The 23,960-nt window shown below is 42.0% G+C and carries 19 protein-coding genes and 1 pseudogene; 5 read left to right on the top strand and 15 right to left on the bottom strand.

All coding sequences use genetic code 11. The features are described from left to right. Positions 1-228: 228 nt before the first annotated feature. The 8 genes from BM232_RS06300 to BM232_RS06265 form a co-directional block, all read right to left on the bottom strand. Entirely contained in the window at positions 229-2,001 is a 1,773-nt protein-coding gene (locus BM232_RS06300) for a BatD family protein (RefSeq protein WP_177207270.1), read from the bottom strand. A gap of 38 nt (positions 2,002-2,039) precedes the next feature. Beyond that, positions 2,040-4,133 (bottom strand): VWA domain-containing protein, encoded by a 2,094-nt coding sequence (locus BM232_RS14885; protein WP_091712477.1) that lies wholly within the window; start codon positions 4,131-4,133, stop codon positions 2,040-2,042. Continuing rightward, entirely contained in the window at positions 4,123-5,148 is a 1,026-nt protein-coding gene (locus tag BM232_RS06290) for a vWA domain-containing protein (protein WP_091712474.1), read from the bottom strand. The genes BM232_RS14885 and BM232_RS06290 overlap by 11 nt, the downstream gene beginning before the upstream one ends. Further along, positions 5,136-5,597 carry a DUF4381 domain-containing protein gene (locus BM232_RS06285; protein WP_091712472.1) on the bottom strand — a complete coding sequence of 154 codons (462 nt, stop codon included), beginning with the start codon at positions 5,595-5,597 and terminating at the stop codon, positions 5,136-5,138. The genes BM232_RS06290 and BM232_RS06285 overlap by 13 nt, the downstream gene beginning before the upstream one ends. Before the next feature lie 4 nt (positions 5,598-5,601). Beyond that, the gene (locus BM232_RS06280) at positions 5,602-6,507 is read right to left on the bottom strand and encodes a DUF58 domain-containing protein (RefSeq protein WP_091712469.1); all 906 of its coding nucleotides are present in this window, start codon (positions 6,505-6,507) and stop codon (positions 5,602-5,604) included. 9 nt (positions 6,508-6,516) lie between these two features. Then, positions 6,517-7,491: an AAA family ATPase gene (locus BM232_RS06275; protein WP_091712850.1), complete on the bottom strand. Its 975-nt coding sequence runs from the start codon at positions 7,489-7,491 to the stop codon at positions 6,517-6,519. A gap of 622 nt (positions 7,492-8,113) precedes the next feature. Beyond that, positions 8,114-9,004, bottom strand: coding sequence for an EamA family transporter RarD (rarD, locus tag BM232_RS06270; protein WP_091712466.1), 891 nt, complete (start codon positions 9,002-9,004; stop codon positions 8,114-8,116). Positions 9,005-9,110: 106 nt separating this feature from the next. Then, positions 9,111-9,419: an MGMT family protein gene (locus BM232_RS06265; RefSeq protein WP_245752829.1), complete on the bottom strand. Its 309-nt coding sequence runs from the start codon at positions 9,417-9,419 to the stop codon at positions 9,111-9,113. Positions 9,420-9,541: 122 nt separating this feature from the next. Here BM232_RS06265 and BM232_RS06260 point away from each other — a divergent pair, with 122 nt between their 5' ends. Then, complete coding sequence (locus BM232_RS06260; RefSeq protein ID WP_177207269.1) at positions 9,542-10,240, top strand: matrixin family metalloprotease; 699 nt, start codon at positions 9,542-9,544, stop codon at positions 10,238-10,240. Positions 10,241-10,309: 69 nt separating this feature from the next. On the opposite strand, the pseudogene BM232_RS15065 reads toward BM232_RS06260, so the two are convergent. The 3 genes and pseudogenes from BM232_RS15065 to BM232_RS06240 all read right to left on the bottom strand — a co-directional run bounded on the left by BM232_RS15065 (position 10,310) and on the right by BM232_RS06240 (position 13,564). Beyond that, positions 10,310-11,617: pseudogene (locus BM232_RS15065) on the bottom strand (putative bifunctional diguanylate cyclase/phosphodiesterase). 237 nt (positions 11,618-11,854) lie between these two features. Next, complete coding sequence (locus tag BM232_RS06245; protein WP_091712459.1) at positions 11,855-12,661, bottom strand: cache domain-containing protein; 807 nt, start codon at positions 12,659-12,661, stop codon at positions 11,855-11,857. 468 nt (positions 12,662-13,129) lie between these two features. After that, on the bottom strand, positions 13,130-13,564 hold the full coding sequence (locus BM232_RS06240) for a hypothetical protein (RefSeq protein ID WP_091712456.1): 435 nt from the start codon (positions 13,562-13,564) through the stop codon (positions 13,130-13,132). 580 nt (positions 13,565-14,144) lie between these two features. Between BM232_RS06240 and BM232_RS06235 the strand changes: the two genes are divergently transcribed. Both BM232_RS06235 and BM232_RS06230 read left to right on the top strand, forming a co-directional pair. Then, a complete protein-coding gene (locus BM232_RS06235) occupies positions 14,145-15,554 on the top strand; it encodes a PhoH family protein (RefSeq protein WP_091712454.1) in 1,410 nt (469 codons plus the stop codon). A gap of 91 nt (positions 15,555-15,645) precedes the next feature. Next, positions 15,646-16,260, top strand: a complete 615-nt coding sequence (locus BM232_RS06230) for a PilZ domain-containing protein (RefSeq protein WP_245752833.1) — start codon at positions 15,646-15,648, stop codon at positions 16,258-16,260. Here BM232_RS06230 and BM232_RS06225 read toward each other — a convergent pair. Next, entirely contained in the window at positions 16,247-19,435 is a 3,189-nt protein-coding gene (locus tag BM232_RS06225; RefSeq protein WP_245752828.1) for an efflux RND transporter permease subunit, read from the bottom strand. The genes BM232_RS06230 and BM232_RS06225 overlap by 14 nt on opposite strands. Continuing rightward, positions 19,422-20,501, bottom strand: coding sequence for an efflux RND transporter periplasmic adaptor subunit (locus BM232_RS06220; protein WP_091712450.1), 1,080 nt, complete (start codon positions 20,499-20,501; stop codon positions 19,422-19,424). Before BM232_RS06220 ends, BM232_RS06225 begins: the two co-directional genes overlap by 14 nt. 95 nt (positions 20,502-20,596) lie before the next feature. On the opposite strand from BM232_RS06220, the gene BM232_RS06215 reads away from it, so the two are divergent. Beyond that, the gene (locus BM232_RS06215; protein ID WP_091712448.1) at positions 20,597-21,244 is read left to right on the top strand and encodes a glutathione S-transferase; all 648 of its coding nucleotides are present in this window, start codon (positions 20,597-20,599) and stop codon (positions 21,242-21,244) included. Between the two features lie 171 nt (positions 21,245-21,415). Here the strand turns inward: BM232_RS06215 and BM232_RS06210 are convergent, their stop codons facing one another. Next, positions 21,416-22,780: an ammonium transporter family protein gene (locus BM232_RS06210; RefSeq protein ID WP_091712446.1), complete on the bottom strand. Its 1,365-nt coding sequence runs from the start codon at positions 22,778-22,780 to the stop codon at positions 21,416-21,418. Positions 22,781-22,951: 171 nt separating this feature from the next. Next, positions 22,952-23,365, bottom strand: coding sequence for a hypothetical protein (locus BM232_RS06205; RefSeq protein ID WP_091712444.1), 414 nt, complete (start codon positions 23,363-23,365; stop codon positions 22,952-22,954). A 253-nt stretch (positions 23,366-23,618) separates the two neighbouring features. Between BM232_RS06205 and BM232_RS06200 the strand changes: the two genes are divergently transcribed. Beyond that, positions 23,619-23,960: a cupin domain-containing protein gene (locus tag BM232_RS06200; protein WP_091712442.1), complete on the top strand. Its 342-nt coding sequence runs from the start codon at positions 23,619-23,621 to the stop codon at positions 23,958-23,960.

The following is a 23,960-nucleotide window of genomic DNA, read 5'->3' as shown; positions in this document are numbered from 1 at the left end:
ATCCAAAGGCACTTACCAGGTTTTAAAGCTAAAGCCACAGTTCCTGAAACGAAGCGGATTTAAGTCAAGCGATAAGTTCAGACAATAATTGGCTTTAGCAAACTGGCTTTAGGTTTTGTGTAAGTACTCCGCTAACAACAGGACTCACGAGTGGCGCCAGCAATAATTGATTTCTATGCTAGATACTGCCTGTTCAAATGGCTTAGATTGAGGCCCATTATCCTAGTGTTAGTTTGGATTCAACGGTTGGAATGATTCTGTCATTTTTGTCTGTTTTTTGGTTCTTTTAAGTTGTTTATTTACAGCATTAAACATATTGGCTACTTCCACTTTAAAGTCAGCTATCACGATTTGTTTCGTCTCTTTTTGATATAAACCCGCTTCTATTTCAGCTAACACTTGGCAATTGATCATGTCATAGCGTTGTTTCATAACGCTATGAATGCTCTTTAATGAAGAGGTAGCAGGCATCGCTAATTTATCCTGAGCAAATTGCTGTATGACCTTTTGCAAATCGTCTAGCGTGGCAGCAGTCTCAATAGTTAAAGTGCTGTGTTTCTCAATGCTATCCTCTCTATGTTTGTCTGTTGTTTTAGTGGGCGTATTGTTAAGGTTTTTTGACTTTTTCCATAACAAAATTAAAGAGATAAACATTGAGATAAGAATACCCGCCAAAGTGGCGACGACAGGTATAACCCAGCTTGGCAGAGTGGCAGAACCAGCAGATTTTGTTAAATCTGTATTGTTTGATGCTGTTTGTGTTTTTGCTGGTTCTGTCGACAGTGATGATGCCGCATTATTCTGATTAACGGCTCCTGCGGCAACATGAATCGTTCTGGCTGGAATGGTGGCATACATTATTTTATCTTTTTTCACATTCCACCAAGCGATTTTGATTTCTGGTAACGCAAGCTCCCCTGAGCTTTGAGGAATTAAAGTATAGCTTTCCTGACGTGTTGAACTGATCGTTTGTGCATCTGAATCCAACGCATCATTCAACACAGGTTTATCTGCATAGACCTTCACATTTGCACTTTTTTCTATTTGTTGTTTTAGGCTTGGTAAAGCAGCACTAGCTAAGCCTTTTGCAGAGATGGTTAATTTCCAGGTTATTGGCTCAGCCACTTTTGCTGACTGTAATCCTTGCCAGTCCTCAGATAATGTCATATTTTCAGCTGGCAACCATGGCTGTAATTGATTGACAGCTGGTTTGATATTGATAGTTTTTGTTGAATCCGTAAGGGAAAATGGCCGGAAGTCAGCAAAACCTGAAAAGCCAAAGTGGTCAAAATTTCGCATCATCTCAAATGGATCCATCGATTCGGGCTGTGGTGAATTTAACTGTACTTTTCCGTTAAATACTGGACCATGAATGGCCAGCTTGCCGGCTTTGATGGGTGTCAATAAATACTGAACCTGAAGAACTTTGGCAGCTCTCCCCTGAAGCATCATCTCCTGCACAGTGGGTTCAGCTAAACGTTCAACGATCGCACCATCTATCACCGGGTCTTCAAGACTAATATCGCTAATATTCTGATAAGCAATTAAACGGCTTGTCATCAACACAGGTTCATTTTTATATACCGTCTCTTTGTTTAATTTAGTTTCTGTATAAACGGCTTTTTGCTGAGTCGCGTCTGGGGAGTTTTGTACTGATGATGATGCCTTAGCTTGAATAACAATCGGCTTTGATTGTAATACGCCATGATCTGTTTCTATATTTAGTGATGGTAGAGTCAACTTACCTTGTTGCTTAGGCATCAAGACAAGCGTCCAGCTTTTCTGTGAAGTTATATCGCCATTGACTATCATCATTTGGCTCGATTCCGAGCTGTTATAAATGGTGAAATCTTTTTCCAGCACAGAAAAATCTGGTCGCCCTTTTGCTTTAGCATCTTTAAGGCTCAGATTTAATTGAAAACCTTGCCCAAGATTGACGACCGAATTATCCACTGTTGCCGTAAAATCAGCTGCCAGTACCGAATGAATGTTGAACAACATGACTAAGCAAGTCATTAAACAAAATTGCTTAACTTTATTTACCATGGTTTTACTGACGCCTCTGCCCCTTGACGTTGAGATTCAATATAAAACTTATTTTTAAGAAATTGCTCGGGATCATCCTTAATACGATTTAGCCATTGATCAGCATTAATATCTTTTTCACTGCGTTGTTTTTGCTGAGCGCTGCTTTTTTGTGATTGCTCCTGCTGAGACTTATTCATCTCTGCCGATTGTTGCTGTTGCTTATCCTGCTGTGACTTGTCTTGCTGTGACTTGTCCTGCTGTGACTTGTCCTGCTGTGACTTGTCCTGCTGTGACTTGTCCTGCTGTGACTTGTCCTGCTGTGACTTGTCTTGCTGTGACTTGTCCTGCTGTGACTTGTCCTGCTGTGACTTGTCCTGCTGCGACTTGTCCTGCTGCGACTTATCCTGCTGTGACTTATCTTGCTGTGACTTGTCTTGCTGTGACTTGTCTTGCTGTGATTTATCCTGCTGAGACTTATCTTGCTGTGATTTATCTTGCTGAGATTTATCCTGCTGTGATTTATCTTGCTGTGATTTATCTTGCTGTGATTTATCTTGCTGTGATTTATCTTGCTGTGATTTATCTTGCTGTGATTTATCTTGTTGTGATTTATCTTGCTGTGATTTATCTTGTTGTGATTTATTTTGCTGTGATTTATCTTGCTGAGATTTATTTTGTTGAGATTGCTGCTGCTGGCGTAATTTTTTTGCGATCTCAAGATTATATTGAGCATCTTTATTGTTGGGTGTTTGTTTTAACAAGGATTCATACGTGTTGATGGCTGCATCTATTTGACCAGACATAAGCTGCGCATTACCTAAATTGTATTTTGCATCTTGTTGTACGGATTCACGCTGGGCCTGAGAAAAGGAAGCGGCGGCTTGTTTATACTGGCCAGCTTTATATTCAGCCACACCACGCCGGTACGGGTCACTAAACTGATTAATAGCTGATTGATAATCTTTATCTTCCAGTGCCTTTTTGCCTTGCTGTGCAGAATTTAAAAACAAGTTTTGCAAGTCTGCTGCTTGTGCCTGCTGATACGGATGAAACACACTGATACAGATTAACAATGTAGTAATAGCGGCTCCTCGACGAAACCAGAATAGAGCAAGCACCATTAATGGCAGTAAGAAAATATAAAACCGTTGCTGCCAGGTACGAATTTTTTGTTGAGCAACCGTATCTGCCGAAGGTGTGATTTGAGCAAGCAGCTGTGCAGTATCGTTATCCAGATAATCTGCACGCAAATATTGACCACCAATATCCTGGCTCAAGGTTTGTAAACGATGCTGTTCCAGTTCAGAAATAACGGTTTTGCCTTGATCTTTAATATACCCATTTTCTTCATCGGGTATAGGCGCACCTTGCTCAGTCCCTACCCCCATAAAATGGATTTTTACTCCTTGCTTTTTAAGCTCATTCTCAGCCTGAAAGATGCTTGCATCACTATCACTAAAGTCACCATCGCTGATCACCAGAATATGTTTTTCATTACCCTCCTGGGACGATAGTATTTCTCCAGCCCGTTTTAATGCGGGTACCAGGTTTGAGCCTTGGCTATAAACTAAGTTTGTTTTCAATGACGGAAGTAATCGCAATAACGCTTCTTTGTCATCTGTTAATGGGGTAATAACATGAGGAACACTGGCAAATGCAATTAATCCAATATTGACACCATCTGCAGTTTGTTCGATGTCCTGGATTTCTTGTTGTGCCCGTATCAAGCGCGAAGGCTTAACATCCTGAGCATCCATTGATTTTGATAAATCTAATAACACCAACAAGCTATCCGTTGGTTTAAACACCGCAGCTTCTTTAAAGTCCCACATTGGACCAGCCATTGCCATTACTCCGAGACACCATATTATTGAGGCTGTGAGCAAAGTCCAAAAGATCGGGGTTCTACGCTGTTGTCCCACACTTTGCTCATCCTTAAGCAAGTGTGGCAATAAGTGTGAATCAGCAAATTGAGTCAGCTTGATATTTGCATTGGACTGGCTGTAAAACAGTCGATATAACACCCAGATAACAGGCACTGCCACTAATGCCCATAACCATAGTGGTTGTTCAAAATGAAATTGCTGAAAAATATTAGATAGCATCGACTTTCCTTCTTACCATCATTGGCATAACTAACAAGATCAACAAACACATTAAAGCCAGGAATAAGGGGTAACGATAAAGTGGTTTTTCAATCAAAAAATGGCGGGATTCTGCTTTCGTTTTTTCGAGCTGATCGATGTCATGGTAAACCTGTTGTAGTTTTTCACGGTTATCCGCATGGAAATAGTGTCCACCCGTTTCACTGGCTATTTGCTTCAGCAGTTTTTCATCTAATGACATTTGTACATTGATAATTCGACCGTATTGGTCTGGATAGGGCACAAGGCCATTATGACCAATGCCGATGGTGTAGATCTTGATGTTATATTGTTTAGCTAAATCAATCGCTTGTTTAGGAGGAAGAGAACTGGCTGTATCCTCACCATCCGTTAGTAAGATAATGATGCGAGAATTTTCTGGACGATGACGTAATCCTTTCACTGCAATTCCTAGCGCATCACCAATTGCAGTACCATCTCCAGCCATACTTACTACGGTTTCATTCAACATTTGGCTAACGGATTGAGTATCTTTGGTCAAAGGTGAGTATTGATAAGCATGATCACCAAACAGAACTAATCCAACACGATCTGACTGTCGATCCTTAACAAAAGCCTGTACTACTTGCTTGGCAACATCCAGTCGATTCAGTCGCTCAGTTGCTGTTGAGAAATCCAACGCTCTCATTGAACCGGATAAATCAACAGCTAACATAATGTCATAACCTTTATTGTCGATACTGACTATCTGATGTACCCATTGAGGACGCATCATTGCCAATACAAGACACAGCCATAACAAACCCAGCATGATCATGGGTAAACGTTTTTGGCGATTATCGTGTCCGCCTGGTGCCGATGAAAATGCCTCCCGGATACGTGATATATAAGGGAAATGTACGGTTGGCACTGTGTGTTCAACATGTTTCGCTGGCATTAACCAACGAAACAACAGTGGCAGCGGTAACAGCAATAACATCCACGGCCAATCAAAAATAAAATTCACTTGATCCATTTTTTTGTCGCTTTAAGCATTGGAGTAAATTCATTTTCAACTAGACTCGTTTGGGGAGCATAGAGAGCGTTTAGTAACAATTGACCATGTGCTTGCCAATCAAAATTAGCCGGGTCATGTTCGCTTAACCACTGCAACCACTTTTCCCCGTATAATCCAGCACAGCTTTCTCGACCGTATTTCTGAATGGCCAAGCGGCGTAATAATTCTGATAACGCTTGTGCTTTTTTTTGGGGATCAGCCTCATTTTCTACATCTTGTAAAATGGCATCAGCCTGTTTTTGCCAGCGTTGAGCCTGACGTTTTTTATAAATAGCGATCCCGTACACACACACAAGTGTTGCCATAATCAAAGCGATGAGTAACCACCAGCCGATTGCCAGAGGCCACCAGTCAACCGTATCAATTGCATGAATATCATGAAGTTGGGAGAGTAGATCGTTTTGCATAATGTTAAGCTCGTTTTCTAGCTAACCGTTTGATTTCTTGACGTAATACAGAACGTACATCATCAGGAGTGAATAACTTTATCCAGCTTAAACCAAGGCTTTGAACAATCGTTTTCAAGGCTTGTCTATTTTGCTGCCAGTGTTGATGGTAACGCTCCCCTCCCGTGGCATCATGACTATCAATTTTTGTGGATTGATGATCATCACTGAGTTTGATATCGCCAATTGAGGGTAACCATGCTTCTGCAGGATCATTAATTGAAATCAGCACAACATCAGCATGACGATGAAGATTTGCCAATCGTTTTTTTAACGAGTCATCAATCGTCATAAAATCACTGATGATAAAAACTAATGCACCTGAAGGAACGGCCTTATTTAGGTATTGCAGGTGATTTGATAACGATACCGACTCCTGATAATAAATGGTGTGATCACAAAGTTGCTTTAGTGTTCGCCATAAGGCGCGGCGAGAGCGTGATGGATCTACAAATGCCATTCCGCCAGGAACATTGCCAAAGAAAGCACTGCCAACCCGATTGTGACTGGCAATGGCTGACCATGTTAATAATGCTGCAGCACGGGCAGCCTGAATTGATTTAAAGGTATTTTTAGTACCAAACTTCATCGTGTGATTAACATCAACACAGACCATCACGCTACGCTCACGCTCTTCAGAAAACAGTTTTAAATGCGGTTTTCCTGTTCGTGCTGTAACACGCCAGTCTATGTTTCTAATATCATCACCATGAACATATTCACGGACTTCTTCAAATTCCAGCCCCTGACCTCGAAAAGGTGAATGAGACTGACCAGCCACATTAGAAAGTACCGGCCGCTTTGAATTGATATCCCATTTATCAGTACGATTTCCGTACTGTAATAATTCATTAAAATCCGGATACAACATGATGAGCCCTTACGGTAATGCAACCACTTCAAGAAGATGACGAATGATCTGATCCCGTGAAATGCCCTCCGCTTCTGCTTCAAAAGCTTCAACAATCCGGTGGCGTAATACATTTGGCACAGCTTCTTGAATATGAGACGGCGTCACATAGTCATCCCCTTCTAAATAAGCAATTGCCTTTGCAACATTAACCACACCTAATGTTGCCCTTGGTGAGGCTCCCACATGTAACCAGGAAGCCAGCTTGTCACTGTACTTCTGTGGCTCACGTGTCGCATTAATCAGTGAAACAATATAATGCTTGAGCTTTTCGTCTATATAAGTTTGTTTAACTCTCTGCCGTGCCGCAAAAATCGCCTCCTGATTAATATGTGGCAAAGGTTTATCAGCACTTGTGGGCTGGTGACGCTTTTCGTCGAGTTCAATAATCTGCAGTTCTTCATTATGGCTGGGATATCCCACATTAACGTGCAGTAAAAAACGATCGAGTTGTGCTTCTGGTAAACGATAAGTGCCTTCCTGCTCAATGGGGTTTTGAGTTGCCATCACCATAAACAGATCGGGTAACTCGTGTCTTTCCAAACCAATTGAGATTTGTTTTTCACCCATGGCTTCTAATAAAGCAGATTGTACTTTTGCCGGTGCACGATTAATTTCATCAGCTAATACAATATGATTGAAAAGAGGCCCTTTTCGAAATTCAAACCGCCCCTGCTCCTGTAAAAAGATATCTGTACCAATGAGATCGGAAGGCAATAAATCCGGTGTGAACTGAATTCTCATAAACTCGCCTTCAAAAGCCGATGCAAACGTTTTTGCTGCTGTTGTTTTAGCTAATCCGGGTAAACCTTCAATCAATAAATGACCATCACACAACAAGCAAATCATCATGGATCGAACTAACTCTTTCTGACCTATAAGCTGAGAGGACACATTCTGTTCTATCATTTGGAACATTTCATCACCCGCATTGGCGATACCCATTGGTTTCATCAACGTATTATTCATTTTTTTCTCCATCACGCTTATGGTCTTGATTGCGTCCTATAGCGTTAAAATTAACTCAAGCTAGAAGTTATGCTCAGGCAAATTAATCACATTGCTTGTGCGGTTAAAGCTACGACAATGGCAAAATAAGCAATGTTGCAAAGAATGAGGAAGGCATTAAAAAGTCCTGACAGCGTCAATGTAAGCCTTTGATTAATAAAGCCACATCATTACCCAATTAAAGTGTAAAGTATTGTTAAGACTGACTTTTTCAAGAAAAAAGTCGGTCCGCAGGCAATAATTAAGACGCAGATTTTGGCAGTCAGGCTGGCAAATTACCTGTTGATAGATGTCGACTTGCACAGTTGAATAAATATGCCTGAGCTTTGTACTGAAATTAAAATCATGGCAATGATGACGCTTTCTATCAATGAAGCTATGAGAGACTTGAAATGAAAAAATACTCTAGGTAAAGATACGTCAGCTGAGCATCAGAAAGGGCCACAAACGATATAACATCGTGTCATGGCTGTACTTGACAGTGAGTTATAGCAAATCCAGTCAGCTTTGAGTAAAGAGTGTCTAGTGGAGCAGGAAAAAACCAGAGAAAAAAACCGTGTTAGTCAGTTTTAATCGCAGCTTGCTTCTGTTTTTGTTGCTGCCACATGCCGAGCATAAACAACAGCATTGCTAACCAGACAAGAATAAACGTGACCAGGCGGGCTTGAGGAAAATGCTCATCGAGGACATACACACCGATCAGAAATTGTATGGTCGGATTGAGATACATAATAAAACCAACAATCGACAAGTTGATACGTCGTGTTGCCATGGCAAATAAAACCAAAGGTAATGCCGTCAGAAAACCAGAGCTAATTAACAAGACAGTTGTCGTTGTGTCATGACCGAATTGTAATATTGACTCGCCAGAATTTGCCTGCCAGCCAATCCACAATATAACAAAAGGCATTAACCACAAGGCTTCTATTGTCAGTCCGTTAATACCATCAATCGGATGAATTTTGCGGATAAGACCATAGAAGGCAAAGGCAAATGACAGCACAACACCAACCCACGGTAAGCTGCCAAACGACCATAGCTCCCAAAGCACTGCCAGGAAGGCAATACCACCAGCAATGGCCTGCAATGGATGCAGCGACTCTTTTAATAATAACCTTCCCATCAACAAGCTGACCAAAGGCATGATGAAGTAGCCTAAACTGGCCTCGAGCACACGGTGTTGTCCAACGGCCCAGATATATACCAGCCAGTTAATTGCAATGAACACCGCTGAGGCACCAAGCCATAGTAAGGTCGTTTTATTATGTAAGGCTTCCCATAAATGCTTACCACGTTTTAAAGCCAGGCCCACGGTTAAGGTTGCTACCAATGACCAGATAATCCGGTGCGCCGTGACTTCAATAGGTGACACATGGCTCAGGTAGCTGAAAAAGAGTGGAAAAAGACCCCAGATGGTATAAGCCAGAATGGCTAAGATTAGACCTTGCATGGTGTTCTCAGAAATTTAAACACATATGGTATCAGTGACACTTCACGCCATAAATAGTCTTATCAATAAATATCTGGCATGCCAATCCCCAGATAAGAACTATTGACTACTGATGCTGATAAATCGATAAGGCTATTTTTCCATTATTTATCACAATAGCTTCTGCCCTCAGCCTTTGTAGCTGGTCCTGATATTTATCGCTACCCTCAGGAAAGGAAGATCGGCCTTGTGCATTAATAACGCGATGCCAGGGTAATTCTGTGTCAGCAGGTAATTTCTTTAGCACGGTTCCCACATAGCGCGCATAGCCGGGGTAACCACAGCTAAGCGCAATTTGCCCATAGGTCATGACTTTACCAAAAGGGATGCTGGCAACGGTTTGCCATATCATTTTATCGAGTTCATTACTGGTCATAACTGTGAATATTTATTCATTAATCTGCCGTTTTTTACATCCTAATGGGACTAAAATGTGATAAATTTCACATTAGCTAAACAAGCTAATGTAATAGATAACTTAAGACAAGGATGACTTCAGTGAAAACTTTTTCTTTTATACTCTGTTTATTTTTCTTCTCAACTGCGCATGCATATACGGTCCACGGTAAAAAATGGGGTGACCCTACATTTGGCACCGGAGCCACAGTCAGTTATAGCTTTATGACAGGTGGTCAGACATGTGATACAGCTACATGCAGCTCACTCGATAGTTTTATGCCCTCAGGCTTTCAAGAGCAAATCAAAAAAGCCTTTAATGCATGGAGCAGTGTCGCTAACCTTCACTTTGAAGAAGTAGCGGATGATGGCGCAGAGTTTAATGCAACAACCAACTCAGGTGATATCCGAATTGGTGGTGAATCCATTGATGGTAAAAGTCATGTATTAGCACATGCTTATTATCCAAGCAACAACTATTCTGCCGCCGGTGACATCCATTTTGATACATCAGAAACATGGGCTATCGATAACCTGGTCGATGGAATCAGTATTTTCTGGGTGGCCTTACATGAAATTGGTCATTCACTAGGTTTGGGCCACTCCGATGCATCTAAATCCGTAATGGGACCTTATTACAATCCTTCATTAAGTGGTCTCCAGCCTGATGATATCGCCGGTATTCAATACCTCTATGGTGCTAATATTTCCGCAGTACCTGTTCCTGCTGCATTCTGGTTATTAGGCTCAGCCTTGATTGGCTTGTGTGGAATAAGAAGAAAAACACCTCATTACAATTAAGTCTAAATCGGCCTCTCATCACAATTTTGGTGAGAGGCCCAATATCTTTATTTGCAAAAATCACAGTCATCAATCTGATATCTGTTTTTTGTCATTCAGGTATTTCTCAAACTCTTCTGCTGGCATAGGTTTATTAAAATAAAGTCCTTGGAGTTGAGGACATTGATATTTTCTTAAAAACTCAAGTTGCCCACTGGTTTCAACACCTTCAGCAATGACATTAAATCCTAACCGGTCGGCCATGTTAAGGATCGCTTCGGTGATTGCACTATTGCTCTGATTTTCAGGCAGCCCATGAATGAATGAACGATCAATCTTGATACTGTCTACCGGAAAAATTTCTAAACTACTAAATGATGAATAGCCCACACCTAAATCATCAATTGCTAATCCGACACCAAGTTCTTTCAATGCCCTGAGAACCCTATTAGCTTCCACAGCATCTTCAACCACTACGCGTTCAGTAATTTCAATAACTAAATACTGAGCAGGCATGCCGGTTTCGGACAGTATTCTAAGAATATCTTCCAATAGATGTTCATCTTTAAATTGTTTAGGTGATAAGTTAACCGCAATCGGTAATAATTTATTACCGTTTTCCCATCATTGCATATTCTGGCGACAAGCCGTTTCCATTACCCACTTGCCGATGGGAATAATCAGCCCGGTATCTTCTGCGATACCTATAAAATCATTCGGTTCAACCAATCCCAAATTAGGATGATGCCAGCGAATTAACGCTTCCATACCGATAACTTCAACACTCTGTGAATCCAGTTTGGCCTGGTAGAACATCTCAAATTCATGGTTATGTAATGCATTATTTAAGTCTGCTTCCAGCACTCTGCGCTCAAAAGACTGTCTGTGGAGCTCTGCTGAATAGCGTTGAATACTATTTTTGCCTGACTCTTTTGCTGCATACATGGCGGCATCAGCATGTTTAGTAAGCTCATCTTCGTTATCACCATGTTCCGGATAACAACTGATACCAATGCTGGCAGTAATATGTATAACTTGCCCATTGATCTCAAAGGCTTCGGCAATCGTATTTAAAATACGTCCTGCAATCACATCAACATGTTTATGCTCTTCGACGCCAGAGACTTCTGGCAGCAAAACAACAAATTCATCGCCACCTAATCGACTGGCAATGTCACTGTCTCGAATGCTTGTATTTATTCGCTTGGCCACTTGCTTGAGTAACTCATCCCCAGCATCATGACCTAAATTATCGTTTACCGCTTTAAACCCGTCGAGGTCGATAAATAACATCGAAAAAATGCGTTGATAGCGTTTACATTCTCTAATCTGTTGCTGAACCATTTTGCAGAACATGGCACGATTAGGGAGTTGGGTAAGATCATCATGTAGCGCCATAAACTCAATCTGACGAGTACGTTCATCCAAGGCATATTCCATAGCACTAAAAGCACGTTTAATAGCTATGGTAAACAAGACAACTGTAACCAAAATAATAAGCAATGCACCCACTATATTGATCCATAACTCATGTACAGCACTTTTATAGATCTGGCTAATATTCTCTACCGATACTAATACTCCGGATATCTGCCCGGTAATATCTTCAAACGGGCTGACACCAACACCGTAGTTCTAGTTTTGAAATGTAATGAAATTATTCGTTGTAGATATAAACCCAGCATCCAGATTCACTTTGGGCAAAAGAGTGTCCATCAGAACGGTATTGGTGGAATATAGTAGCTGGTAATGACCAAACTCCTGACCTGTAACAGTAGCCTCGCTGAATGTAATAAAGCCATCCACTAATAAAATGGCAAAGTCATTTCCCGTGGCTTCCTTTAATTGCTCAAAGATATGGTCTATTTCTTCGGCTAGCTCAATATAACCAATGAATTCCTGCTGCTTTCCGAGATAAACTGGTTGAACACACCTGAGAGAGTAAAAATTCTTGCCCATTTCAATACCGCAGGCAAGTTTCTGTGTCGAGGCCGATTTAAGATAGGTAGTGCGAGATAAATTGTCCCCAAACTGTTCAGGCTTATGTGCTCTCAACGTCACATTGCCATTGGGGTCAATAAAATAGGCGTGGGTAATTTTTGTTTGTTTTTTTAAGCGTTCAAAATCGTCTGCAAATTCAGCATACATCTTATCGCGTTGACCAGACTGCATATTCTTGAGTAATTTTTCGTTACTGGAAAGTGCAGTAATCGCTCTTGCTAGCCCTGCAGCGTCAGCCTTGAGGAATTGTCTAAACAGTTTAACCGTCGTCTCATGCGTTTCAGATACTTCAGTATTAATGTGCTCAAGATGATGTTTAAAGAAAATCAGACTGGTACCAATACCAATAGAAATCAGCAGAGTAAACAAAAACAATTCCAAACGTGTTCTTGCTGTTAGCGCTCTTAGCCTCCTGCTTAATTTAAATGGTCTTACAAACATCGCTGTTTACCCCATCTACAAACAAAGTCCCATCCTTAAGCTGATTTGTGAATACCCTAGTTCATATTACTGCGTTACTTAGCTTATGTAGTAATTTAATTATGTAAGTGATTTTAATGTAAACGCCGAACTATCACTGCGAACAAGTACATCATATTGACTTAAAAAGGCACTCTGATACAGACAAGCCTTTAATGCATAGGTATTGCACTCATTCATTTCAACATAAAAAAGGGGCAGTATTTCTGCCTCTTTTTGGTAATGCTGGAACGATAATAAATGTCTAGTTCACTTTCTTCATTTCACTGCGCATTGAATCAGGTACATCTTCCAACAAGACAATAGAAATACCTTCGGCTGAGCTGTTGTTATGAGTCATATTTTTTCAGAAGCTTATTTAAGCTTTGCATAAAACAAGTGAGTTAGTTGATTTAAAAAGTCAGCCTGGAGCAGGCTGACTTTTTTCGATTATTGGCAGCTTATTTGATAGCCGTCGTTGACGCGTTTGAAGCTATAGACATTATCGTTATCTTTTTGCTCATAGTTTAATTCGTCATTATCTAATTCCAGTTTTTCGTAATGCATTTGTTTGCCTAACTGATCAGGCTGATTACCATTCATGTCCTGGAAAGCAGCAATGACTGTATGTAATTCTTTACCTTCTATCTTCCACTGACCTCTTTCTTTTTGTACCCATGACAAGTTTTCACCGTCACAAACTAAAAATAAAGCAGCATAACTTTGATCAGCCTCACGTTTAACTAACCATTTCATGGTTTCACCATCATGCTGGGTTTCGGCATACCAGGTGCCAACTAAATCATCGAATGTAACGTCCGCGACAGCCACACTTGATACCGATAGACCAGCCAATACTGCACACAACACTGTTTTTAATTTCATGGGGAATCAACCTCCTTAGATGTCTACATAGATATAGGAGGATTCATTTTTCAAACAAGATTCATAACACCCACCTAATTCGTCCGACAACACTAATCTTGCTCGGAATACAGAACAAGATGTCCTAGTGATAATTGTGACTGAATCCTAGTACGGTTATGCAGTGATATCGCAAAAGCCTCTGTTTTTGATATCAGCTTGCTTTGAAAACAGAAAAACTTTCGCGTCGTTTTAAGCTAAGAAAACTCACTTTAAGTCAGAGCAAAGCGGTCAATCATTATGGGCTCAGCAATTTAGTCACATCAGATAAAGAAGGTTTCTGGAACTTATTAATCAATAAGATAGGGGGAAATATCTACAAGAAACACCAAACTATAAAAGCAGAATGATAGTTAAAAATTCGAAGATGAATCGTCCGGGGAAGGCTTTTCATATTAACACTAAATATCCACTTGTGAAGGGCTTGGAAATTTATATAAACCTGAGCAATAAAATAATTGTTGTTCACCCTTTGCAGTAATGATTTCTTGCACCATAATCAATCACAGGTCTCCAACTAACCAAAGAGGATCTCGAACCAATGATCAAACGTCCCGCCGAAGGTAAACGTCTGTTTATTCTGGATACTAATGTATTGATGCATGACCCAACGGCTTTATTCCGTTTTGATGAGCATGATATCTACTTGCCCATGGTTGTATTAGAAGAACTCGACCGCGGTAAAAAAGGCTTATCTGAGGTGTCCCGTAATGTACGTCAGGTCAGCCGGTTCCTCGATGATTTATTGTTGCAGGCGGAAGATAATGAAGCGATCACCAATGGTATTCCCTTACCCAGTGTAAATAGTGGTGATATGCCTAATGCCAGTGGTCGTCTGTTTTTTCAGACCACACAAATGGAACAGGAATTACCTAAAGAGTTACCGAGTCATCAAGGTGACAATGCCATTTTAAGTGTGGCGATTGCACTACAGGCAGCGATTAAAGATCACACCATTATTCTGGTCTCAAAAGATATCAACTTACGTATCAAAGCCACTGTATTAGGCATCTGCGCTGAAGATTATTACAACGATAAAGTGCTGGATGATGTGGATCTGCTTTATCGCGGTGCCAGCGAGCTTAATGCTGATTTCTGGGATGATTTGAATCGCCTGGAATCATGGACAGCCGATGGTCAGACTTTTTATGAAGTCGAGGGCGATGTTGTCAAAGACTGGTATCCCAATCAGCTCATTTATTCGCCAGGTGAAGATCATAATATTGAAGCTGTGGTGCGCTCGGTTACTGAGACCAGTGCAGATATCCAACTTATTAACGATTACCGTAAAGACAATCATGCAATCTGGGGAATCACAGCACGCAATCGCGAACAGAATTTCGCACTTAATTTATTAATGGACCCGGATGTTGATTTTGTCAGCTTACTGGGCCAGGCAGGTACCGGTAAAACTTTATTAACCTTAGCGGCAGCGTTAACACAAACGGTCGAACACAAGCGCTACAGTGAAATTATCATGACCCGTGTCACGGTACCTGTGGGTGAAGATATCGGTTTCTTACCAGGCACCGAAGAAGAGAAAATGACACCCTGGATGGGCGCCTTGATGGATAACCTTGAGGTATTAAATAAAACGGAAGGTGGTGAATGGGGTCGCCAGGCTACTAATGATCTATTACAACGCTGGATCAAAATCCGTTCACTCAACTTTATGCGCGGTCGCACATTCCTGAATCGCTTTTTAATTATTGATGAGGCACAAAACTTAACCTCAAAACAGATGAAAACCCTGATTACCCGCGCAGGTCCAGGCACGAAAATTGTCTGCCTCGGTAATATCGCTCAAATTGATACTCCTTATTTGAGTGAGACCACATCGGGCCTGACCTATGTGGTTGATCACTTTAAATATTGGCAGCACAGTGGTCACATTACGCTGCTACGAGGTGAGCGTTCAAGACTGGCTGATTACGCATCCGAAAACCTTTAATGCTGGCAACTTAGTCGGAACATGATATAAAGAATCTTATATTCAGGCCGATTAAGTGACATTAAGCTTTTAAGGATAACGGTAGAGAGTGATGCAGCATTCAGGTTCAGACAGACGTGAGTTTTTTCGAATCAATGACTCGGTAGTGATTGAGTTCAAACCTGTGGAAAAAACGCACGTTGGTGAAGTCGCAAAACGTATTTCACAATCATCAGACAATGACGGTGATTCTGAACGTGCTCAGCTTCGTACCATGCAAAATGTGTTTTCACACTTACTGGATCAAATCAGCCAGCATGATCGTGAAATCGCACGTGCTCTGCGTTTATTAGATGATAAGGTCAATCTGATTGCTCAGCGTATCGAGCGCCACAATAACCCTATCAATCCTGAAAAACTGACCGACGTAAACTTGAGTGGGGGTGGCATTGCCTTATTGGTTGCCACCCCTATTATGCCTAGAGATTATGTCGAACTCTTTATGCAGTTAGTGCCATCGGCTAGTACGATTCATACACTGGCAACCGTGATTGGTTGTGACAAAATCGAACAAGCTCCGGCTGAAACACCTTATTTACTACGTATGGCCTTCACCCATATGGATGAAATGGATCGTAATATACTGATTCGTCATACATTAAAACGTCAGGCTGAACGTTTACGTGAAGGTGAACTGACAGGCGGCATGACACTTATCGAGTCTTGATATAGCTGTAATACAGCAATGGAATAACCAGCAAGGTCAATAAGGTCGATACCAGAATCCCGAATAATAAGGCAATAGCCAGTCCATTAAATATCGGATCATCCAGAATAAATACTGCCCCTACCATCGCCGCAAGTGCTGTTAGCAGAATAGGTTTTGCACGAGTTGCAGCGGCGGCAATCACAGCGTTTTCTGCAGACATTCCCTCTGCCATGGCATGACGAATAAAGTCGACCAATAAAATAGAATTACGCACGATAATACCCGCCATCGCAATCATGCCAATCATCGATGTTGCTGTGAATGCCGCGCCAAATAGAGCATGTCCGGGCATAACACCAATCACCGTTAATGGAATCGGTACCATAATGATTAATGGCAGCAAATAAGATCGGAACTGCGCCACGATAAGCAGATAGATCAGAATAATCCCCACCGCATAAGCTAAGCCCATATCACGAAATGTTTCGTAGGTGATTTGCCATTCTCCATCCCATTTCACTGAATCCTCGGTGGCTAACCGGGGGGCTGAAATCAAATATTGCTGCACCGGCACCGATGCTAATTGCTGGTAAGCTGAAAACATCCCGTACAAGGGACTATCCACCTTCCCTGCCATATCTGCGGTCACATATGTCACCGCCTGCAAATCTTTGTGGTAAAGGGTTTGCTGATGCTCTGAGTTAACGACAGTGACCACATCAGCTAAAGGAATCATCGTGCCCTGTTGGTTGGTCAGTTTGATATTCAATAAAGCATCAAGATTGGCTTTATCCTTGATTGGCCATTGCAGACGCAGTGGTATGGCATATTTCACCTGCTCATCATGCAGATACGTCACATCCTGACCAGCCAAGGCCAACTGAATAGCATCAACAATTTGCTGCTGATTCAAACCAAACAGCATGGCTTTATTTCTATCCACCGTAATGACCTGTCTGGCGGCTTTGGCCTCAACGCTGCTATCGATATCGACGATACCATCAGTTTGCTGCAATACATCCATCATTTGTCTAGCCAGATCCTGTCGCTGTGACTCCGTCAGGCCATAGAGTTCAGCCACAATCGGGGATAACACAGGTGGTCCGGCAGGCACTTCCACCACTTTAATGCGTGCATGCCATTTCTCGGCAATCGCTGTCAGTGGCTCGCGTAACTGCAAGGCTATCTCGTGACTATGTTGGTTTCGCAGATGTTTATCTCTGAGATTGATTTGAATATCTGCCTGATACCAGCCTTCACGTAAATAATATTGCCTGACCAGCCCATTAAAATTTATCGGTGGAGCTGTGCCGACATAAGCCTGATAATCGGTCACATCCGGCACGCTGGCAAGGTAATTTGTTAAGGCCCGCGTTACCGCTGCTGTTTTTTCTAATGGTGAGCCTTCTGGCATATCAATCACAATCTGCACTTCAGATTTATTATCGAAGGGCAGCATTTTCAGAATAACCAGTTTCATTGCAGCAAGACCAACGGAGAGGATGACTAGCCCAACAAGTATTGCCCACAGAAGTTTTCGTCGACGAGCAGCATGTTCATTTAATAAAAATGGCCCCAATACCCGCTGAAAAAAACTGAGATATCGTGATTCTGCAGCATGCTCATGCTTGGTCGAACGTGAGTCCGAGAGTATTTTCAACACCATCCATGGTGTCACAATATAAGCCACCAATAATGACAGCAGCATGCCCATACTGGCATTGATGGGAATCGGGCTCATATAAGGGCCCATTAAGCCACTGACAAAGGCCATTGGTAATAAGGCAGCAATCACCGCCAGTGTCGCCAATATGGTTGGCTGACCGACCTCATCCACAGCAAGTGGAATAGCCTGTTTTAAAGTCAACTTCCCCTTCTGAATATGGCGGTGGATATTCTCCACCACCACAATCGCATCATCGACCAGAATACCAATAGAAAAAATTAAGGCGAACAGCGACACCCGGTTTAAGGTAAAACCCCACGCCCATGAGGCAAACAACATCAATAACAAGGTAATAATAACGGCAGTGCCAACAATAAGGGCTTCACGCCAGCCCAGTGCAAATAGCACCAGCAACACAACAGCCACCGTGACAAAAATCAGTTTGTGGATCAACGTATCGGCTTTCTGATTAGCCGTTTCACCATAATTCCGTGTCACCGTTACATTTACATCATGCGGAATCATCACCCCTTTCAGAGCATCCACCTGTGTTAAAACCGCATCAGCGATATCGGCTGCATTGGTTCCGGGCTGCTTGGCAATGGCGAGCGTTACTGCATCATACTCACCTTGTGTATTAAGTTGTTTGTCTGCAGCCGCAGGCCCAGTGCCAAACCAGACATATTGACGCGGTTGTTCAGGCCCGAGTGAAATAGTAGCCACATCACTGAGATAGACTGGTTTTTGATCAAATACACCGACTATCAGCGACTTCAGCGTATCCACGTCTACGATAAACTCACCAGCCTGAATCTCTGTTGTTTGATTATTTTTGATTGTTACACCAGATTCAGCAGATTGGTTAGCTGCTTGCAATGCCAAACCCAAGCTATGACTATCCATATGATAGGCCGCCATTGCCTCAGGATCTAAGGTGATATTAACCACCGTATCAGCGCCGCCAACAGTATAAATATCCCGCGTTCCCTGAATCCGCTTCAGTTCAACTTCCAGGGACTGTGCTAACTGTTTTAACTGACTGGAATCCTGCTGGCCTTCATGCCATAAAGTCAGTGTCAGAATCGGCACATCATCAATGCCTTTTGGTTTAATAATGGGTTGGGACACACCTAAGTTTTTTGGCAGCCAATCCATATTGGAATAGATTTTATTGTATAAACGCACAATCGCGTCTGTACGGTTCTCGCCCACTTCAAACTGTGCAGTGATAATAGCGAGTCCCGGTTTGGATACCGAATACACATGCTTCAAGCCAGAAATTTCACTGACAACCTGCTCTGCCGGCGTCGAGATCAGATTTTCTATTTCTTTCGCTGATGCACCAGAATAGGCAATATAAATATCTGCCATCGTTACATCAATCTGCGGTTCCTCTTCACGCGGGGTGACCATCAGCGCAAACAATCCTAATAACAGCGCTAACAGCGCAATTAACGGAGTAAGGGCATTATCCTGAAAGAACCTGGCAATACGACCAGATAAACCTAATGTGTCAGGATGCATCATGCTGTTTCTTTAAATAAGGTAATGCCCTATCAGGTTCCGTTATTACCTGCTCACCAGCATCGATACCTGATAATACTTCTACCCAGCCATCATCAAACTCCTCGCCGATTCTGACTTGTCTGAACTGTACGTTTTCTTGGTTAAAAATATAAACGCCATCTACTTCTGCACGACTGACTAACGCCTGTTTCGGAATAACCAGCAGCGATTGTTCACGGCCAAATACAGTGACTTTTGTTGTCATTCCGGGATAAACAGCATCGAGCTTCTGTGGCAGATCCAAGCGAATAATAAAACTGTGTGACAGCCTATCTGCCGCCGGGATCAGGGTTTTCTTCAAATGCGATAGATGTTTGCCTGAAGGTAATATCACGTCCAGTTTGGCAGCCATCACTTCGTTTAACTGTTTTTGCGGCACTGAAAATACCACGCGCAAATCATCCAGTGACAGGCCAGACATTAAGCGCTGACCTGGTGTTGCCATTTCGCCAACTTCAATCCAACGCTTAGTCATTACACCGGCATAAGGTGCCCGAACTTCGGTATAGGAAAGCTCCACCTTGGCTTGCTTCACTTCCGCTTGGCGGGCTTTGATTTGGGCATTTAATACATTGACCCGCGCCGCCGTGGCTGATTTATCTGCTACGGCTTTATCCAGCGCGGAGCGTGTCACTTGTTTGCGTTGGTATAAATCACTGATTCGTTTGGCTTCTGCTGCAGCTTCCTTATATCTTGCCTGTACTTCTTTTAACTGGGCTTGTTCAGCCAGCAGATTCGCTTCTGCTTGCCATAAACGGGTTTTAATTTCTTCGTCGTTAAAACGTAAAATCAGCGCGCCCTTTTCTACTCGGTCATTGACGTCATAAAAAATCTCAGCCACTTGCGCAGAAACATGTGACGAAACAGTTGCCTGATTGACGGCTTCAACATTGCCATCATAAGTCCACTGACGAGCGTAGTTTTTGTAAACCGCTTCAGTATGAGGCAGCCCCTCCGCGTTAACAGTAAAACTGGCTGACAACAGCAATGTAATAAAAGCGATCCATCTTAATAATGACTGTTCCATGGTGTTCTCAATACCTATATTAGCGTTTACTAATTTAAAATCATCTGCTTTGATTGTCTATACTGGCTTTTTGTTCAAACTGGAATTCACACCCAATGCGGTACCCGACTTTATATAGTTTCCGTCGTTGTCCTTATGCCATGCGAGCCAGGCTAGCACTCGCCGCCAGTGGAATCAAAACCGAACTTCGCGAAGTGGTATTAAAAGATAAACCTGCAGAATTATTAGCTATCTCACCAAAAGGGACTGTCCCCGTTCTACAGACCGAAACAGGAAAAGTCATCGACGAAAGTATCGATATTATGCGTTGGGCACTGGAAAAGCGAGATCCCAAAGATTGGTATCAAATGCTCACGCATCAACAAAAACAGCACTGTGATGAGCTGATTGCTAATAATGATGGTGAGTTTAAGTATTATCTCGATCGCTATAAATATGCCGATCGTTACCCGGAATACCCAGAACTGTATTACCGTGAGCAAGGTGAGGCGACCTTACAAAAATTGGAATCCTTATTAGCAAAAAATGGTTGCCTGCTCACTGAAAAATGGACGATGGCAGACATTGCTCTATTGCCCTTTATCCGTCAGTTTGCCTCGGTTGATATGAACTGGTTTCAGCAATCACCCTATCCACTGGTCAGAGACTGGTTGAGTGAATTTTTACACAGTGATCTCTTTGCCAGTGTGATGGTGAAATACGAACAGTGGCATGCAGAGCAGCCAACAGTCTTATTTCCTTAAACTGAAAAAATACATTCATAAAGAGAGCAACACATTCTTTTGAAGAGTGGAAACATCTATTTAATATTTATCTATGGCATAGAAGCAATATCAATAAATAAAAAAATGGCTTACTCAAGAGAGTAAGCCACTAAAAACTCTAACGAGCCAGGCGAAAGAGACTTAAAACTTTTATTTTGCTTCTACCTGAGGTGATACATCTGAATCCAATCCCCAATGGACTTTATCCAGACCAATTGCCTGTTCTTCATCTGAAATACGCATACCTATGGTTCTTTCCAGAATAAATGACAGGATAAACGCGGTCACAATACCGGTACCCAGACACACAACAATCCCGACGATTTGCATCAGCACACCGATTTCACCGTGCTGGAAAGCATAAGCACCTTCAGTGATACCGACATAACCACCGCGTGGTGTACCAATATGCAGTAAGCCAGTCATAATCAAACCGTATGAGCCTACACCAGCAAATAATGGCAATAATTTATGCTCATCAATTTCCCGTTTTTGCAGGAATTCATAGATAACATAAGCCACCAGCGGTGAGCCGAAAGCCACCAAGAACATCTGCCAGGGAATATACACATCAAAACCTGATGCACCCGAGACATAACCGGCGAATGGGCCTAGCAGTAAATAGCTGTATTTACGTTTTGAATAAGCCAGTATCGCGCCCATCAAAGTGCCGCCAGCCCAGGCCGCCGCATAGTTGTTAAACGCTAAACCAACACTGGTATCAGCCATGGTGACACTGACCGCATGCGCACCCGGATCAAAGAAAAACAGGCATGACAGAATCACCATTGGCAAACTGCCAAACACGCTAAAGACCCCAACGGTCACCAAGGCAAGACTGGGAACACGATATTCTTCGACTTTGGAATGAGCAGAGAACATACCCGGTCTAGCCCCTAACTTATTCACGAATACCATCGCCATACCCGCAGGGAACAAATAGACAAAGCCGACACCGAAGAAATCATGGAAACCCAGGTTAGTTAACGGACCAACAGAGCCCCATGTCCACCAGCTCAAGACAGAAGACACCAACGTCGCTACACAAGATGTAATGTAATACGCCGAAGATTTCATTCTTTCAGACACAGCAAAGTGTAATAAGACATTGATAATCCCGGCAAATGTGGCCAGGAAGAAAATAAAGATCTGGAAGTTATTCAGGCCCGGAAAAACTGCCGGATCCACATTTTGAGCAAGTTGATTGGCTAAAATGCCACCTGCCCACCAATCCTTAATACTATCGGTCAATGTGTAATCGACCATCACGTAATACTGGGCAGCCCAGAACGCAAAGCCAATCACAAAATAGGTGGTAAACCCGATAAAAAAACCAACTAATTTTTCTATAGTTGCATTAAATGCATTACGCCTCCTAACACCGCCTGCGTCAATTAAGAGCAGTCCTATTACGACAAAAATTGCCCCAACGGTGCCAGAGGCATAAACAAGGTTTTGCACAAGAGATGCCAGCGACACCTGCTCTGCAAACTGTGTAGTTATATCAAACGACATGGTTTTCAGTCCTCATAGTAAATGTGCCTGTTAATTCAGTCACATACAGAGGAATCTATTCCCTGCCTTTTTATACGTCTATTCTTCCTAGACATTAACACTTAAGTGGTATATGTCTCTAAACCTAAGCAATTTTGCTATTTTTCGACAAATTTATAAGATTAGATAAAGTTATTTTTTAGGTTTGTTGTAAATAGCTTTAAACTCGTTCTTTGCACGCATTTTGTGATTTACACATTCGACCATATGGCTTTGTGAACGCCAATTATCACAACCTTCCGGCTGCTTGTACCAGTCTTCAAAAGCTTGCTCATATCTTGCCTTCTCTTGCTGGATTTTAAATGCTCGCTCTTGTGCTCTTTGCTCCGCAATTGCTTTAGCGGCTGCTTCCTGTTTCTTTTGACGCTGGAGTTGTAATTGTTGCTCAACTATTTTGTTTTGGGCTTGTTGAGCATTTTCAAGCATCTGTTTAGACATGTTCTGAATCGAGTAAGACATGTATTCAAAAGCAATCAATCTATATGCTAATAAAACCAATAAACCGACTAAACCAGTAATAATTATTCTCTTAATTTTGATATCCATATCTGTTCCTTTATCACTAACACTCTGTTTAACAGACACGAGGTCCGTTAGATATTTTTTTAGTCTAAAAGTATAAATTGATTTTTTACTACTGTTCTAGCTAGCTTAATTTATACGTGTTGGCTTATCACAAATACATTTTCTCATGGCTTTGTACTTCTTTTTGATTAAGCCTTCTTAATAATTGTTGCCGTTGCATCATGTCGATTTAATAGCTTATGTGTTTTTACACAAAACTATTTGGAGACAAGATATGAAATATATTCAACAAGCTGTAAAAGACCCACAACCATCTATGGGTGTTGACGGTGTTAATGCCACATTCGGCGATACAGTGATTTCAGACAGCAAAGATAAAACCATTTGTGCTGGTTTCTTTCATTTAAATAAAAGTGATGAACCGCTGGTTTATACCTACGATTATGAAGAAATGAAGTATGTAGCTGAAGGTGAATTTATTATCAGCGACGAGTCAGGCAAACAAGTCCACGCCAAAGTGGGTGACGTACTGTATTTCGGTAATGGCGAAACCATTACCTTTACCACACCAAGCAGAGGCGTAGGCTTCTTCGTGGGTCAACGCAAGCCCCTTTAA

It is taken from the genome of Methylophaga sulfidovorans (genome assembly GCF_900114205.1).
Taxonomy (GTDB): Bacteria; Pseudomonadota; Gammaproteobacteria; order Nitrosococcales; family Methylophagaceae; genus Methylophaga; species Methylophaga sulfidovorans.
Note: the sequence above shows the minus strand (reverse complement) of the source record. Positions and strands in the feature narration are given on the sequence as shown.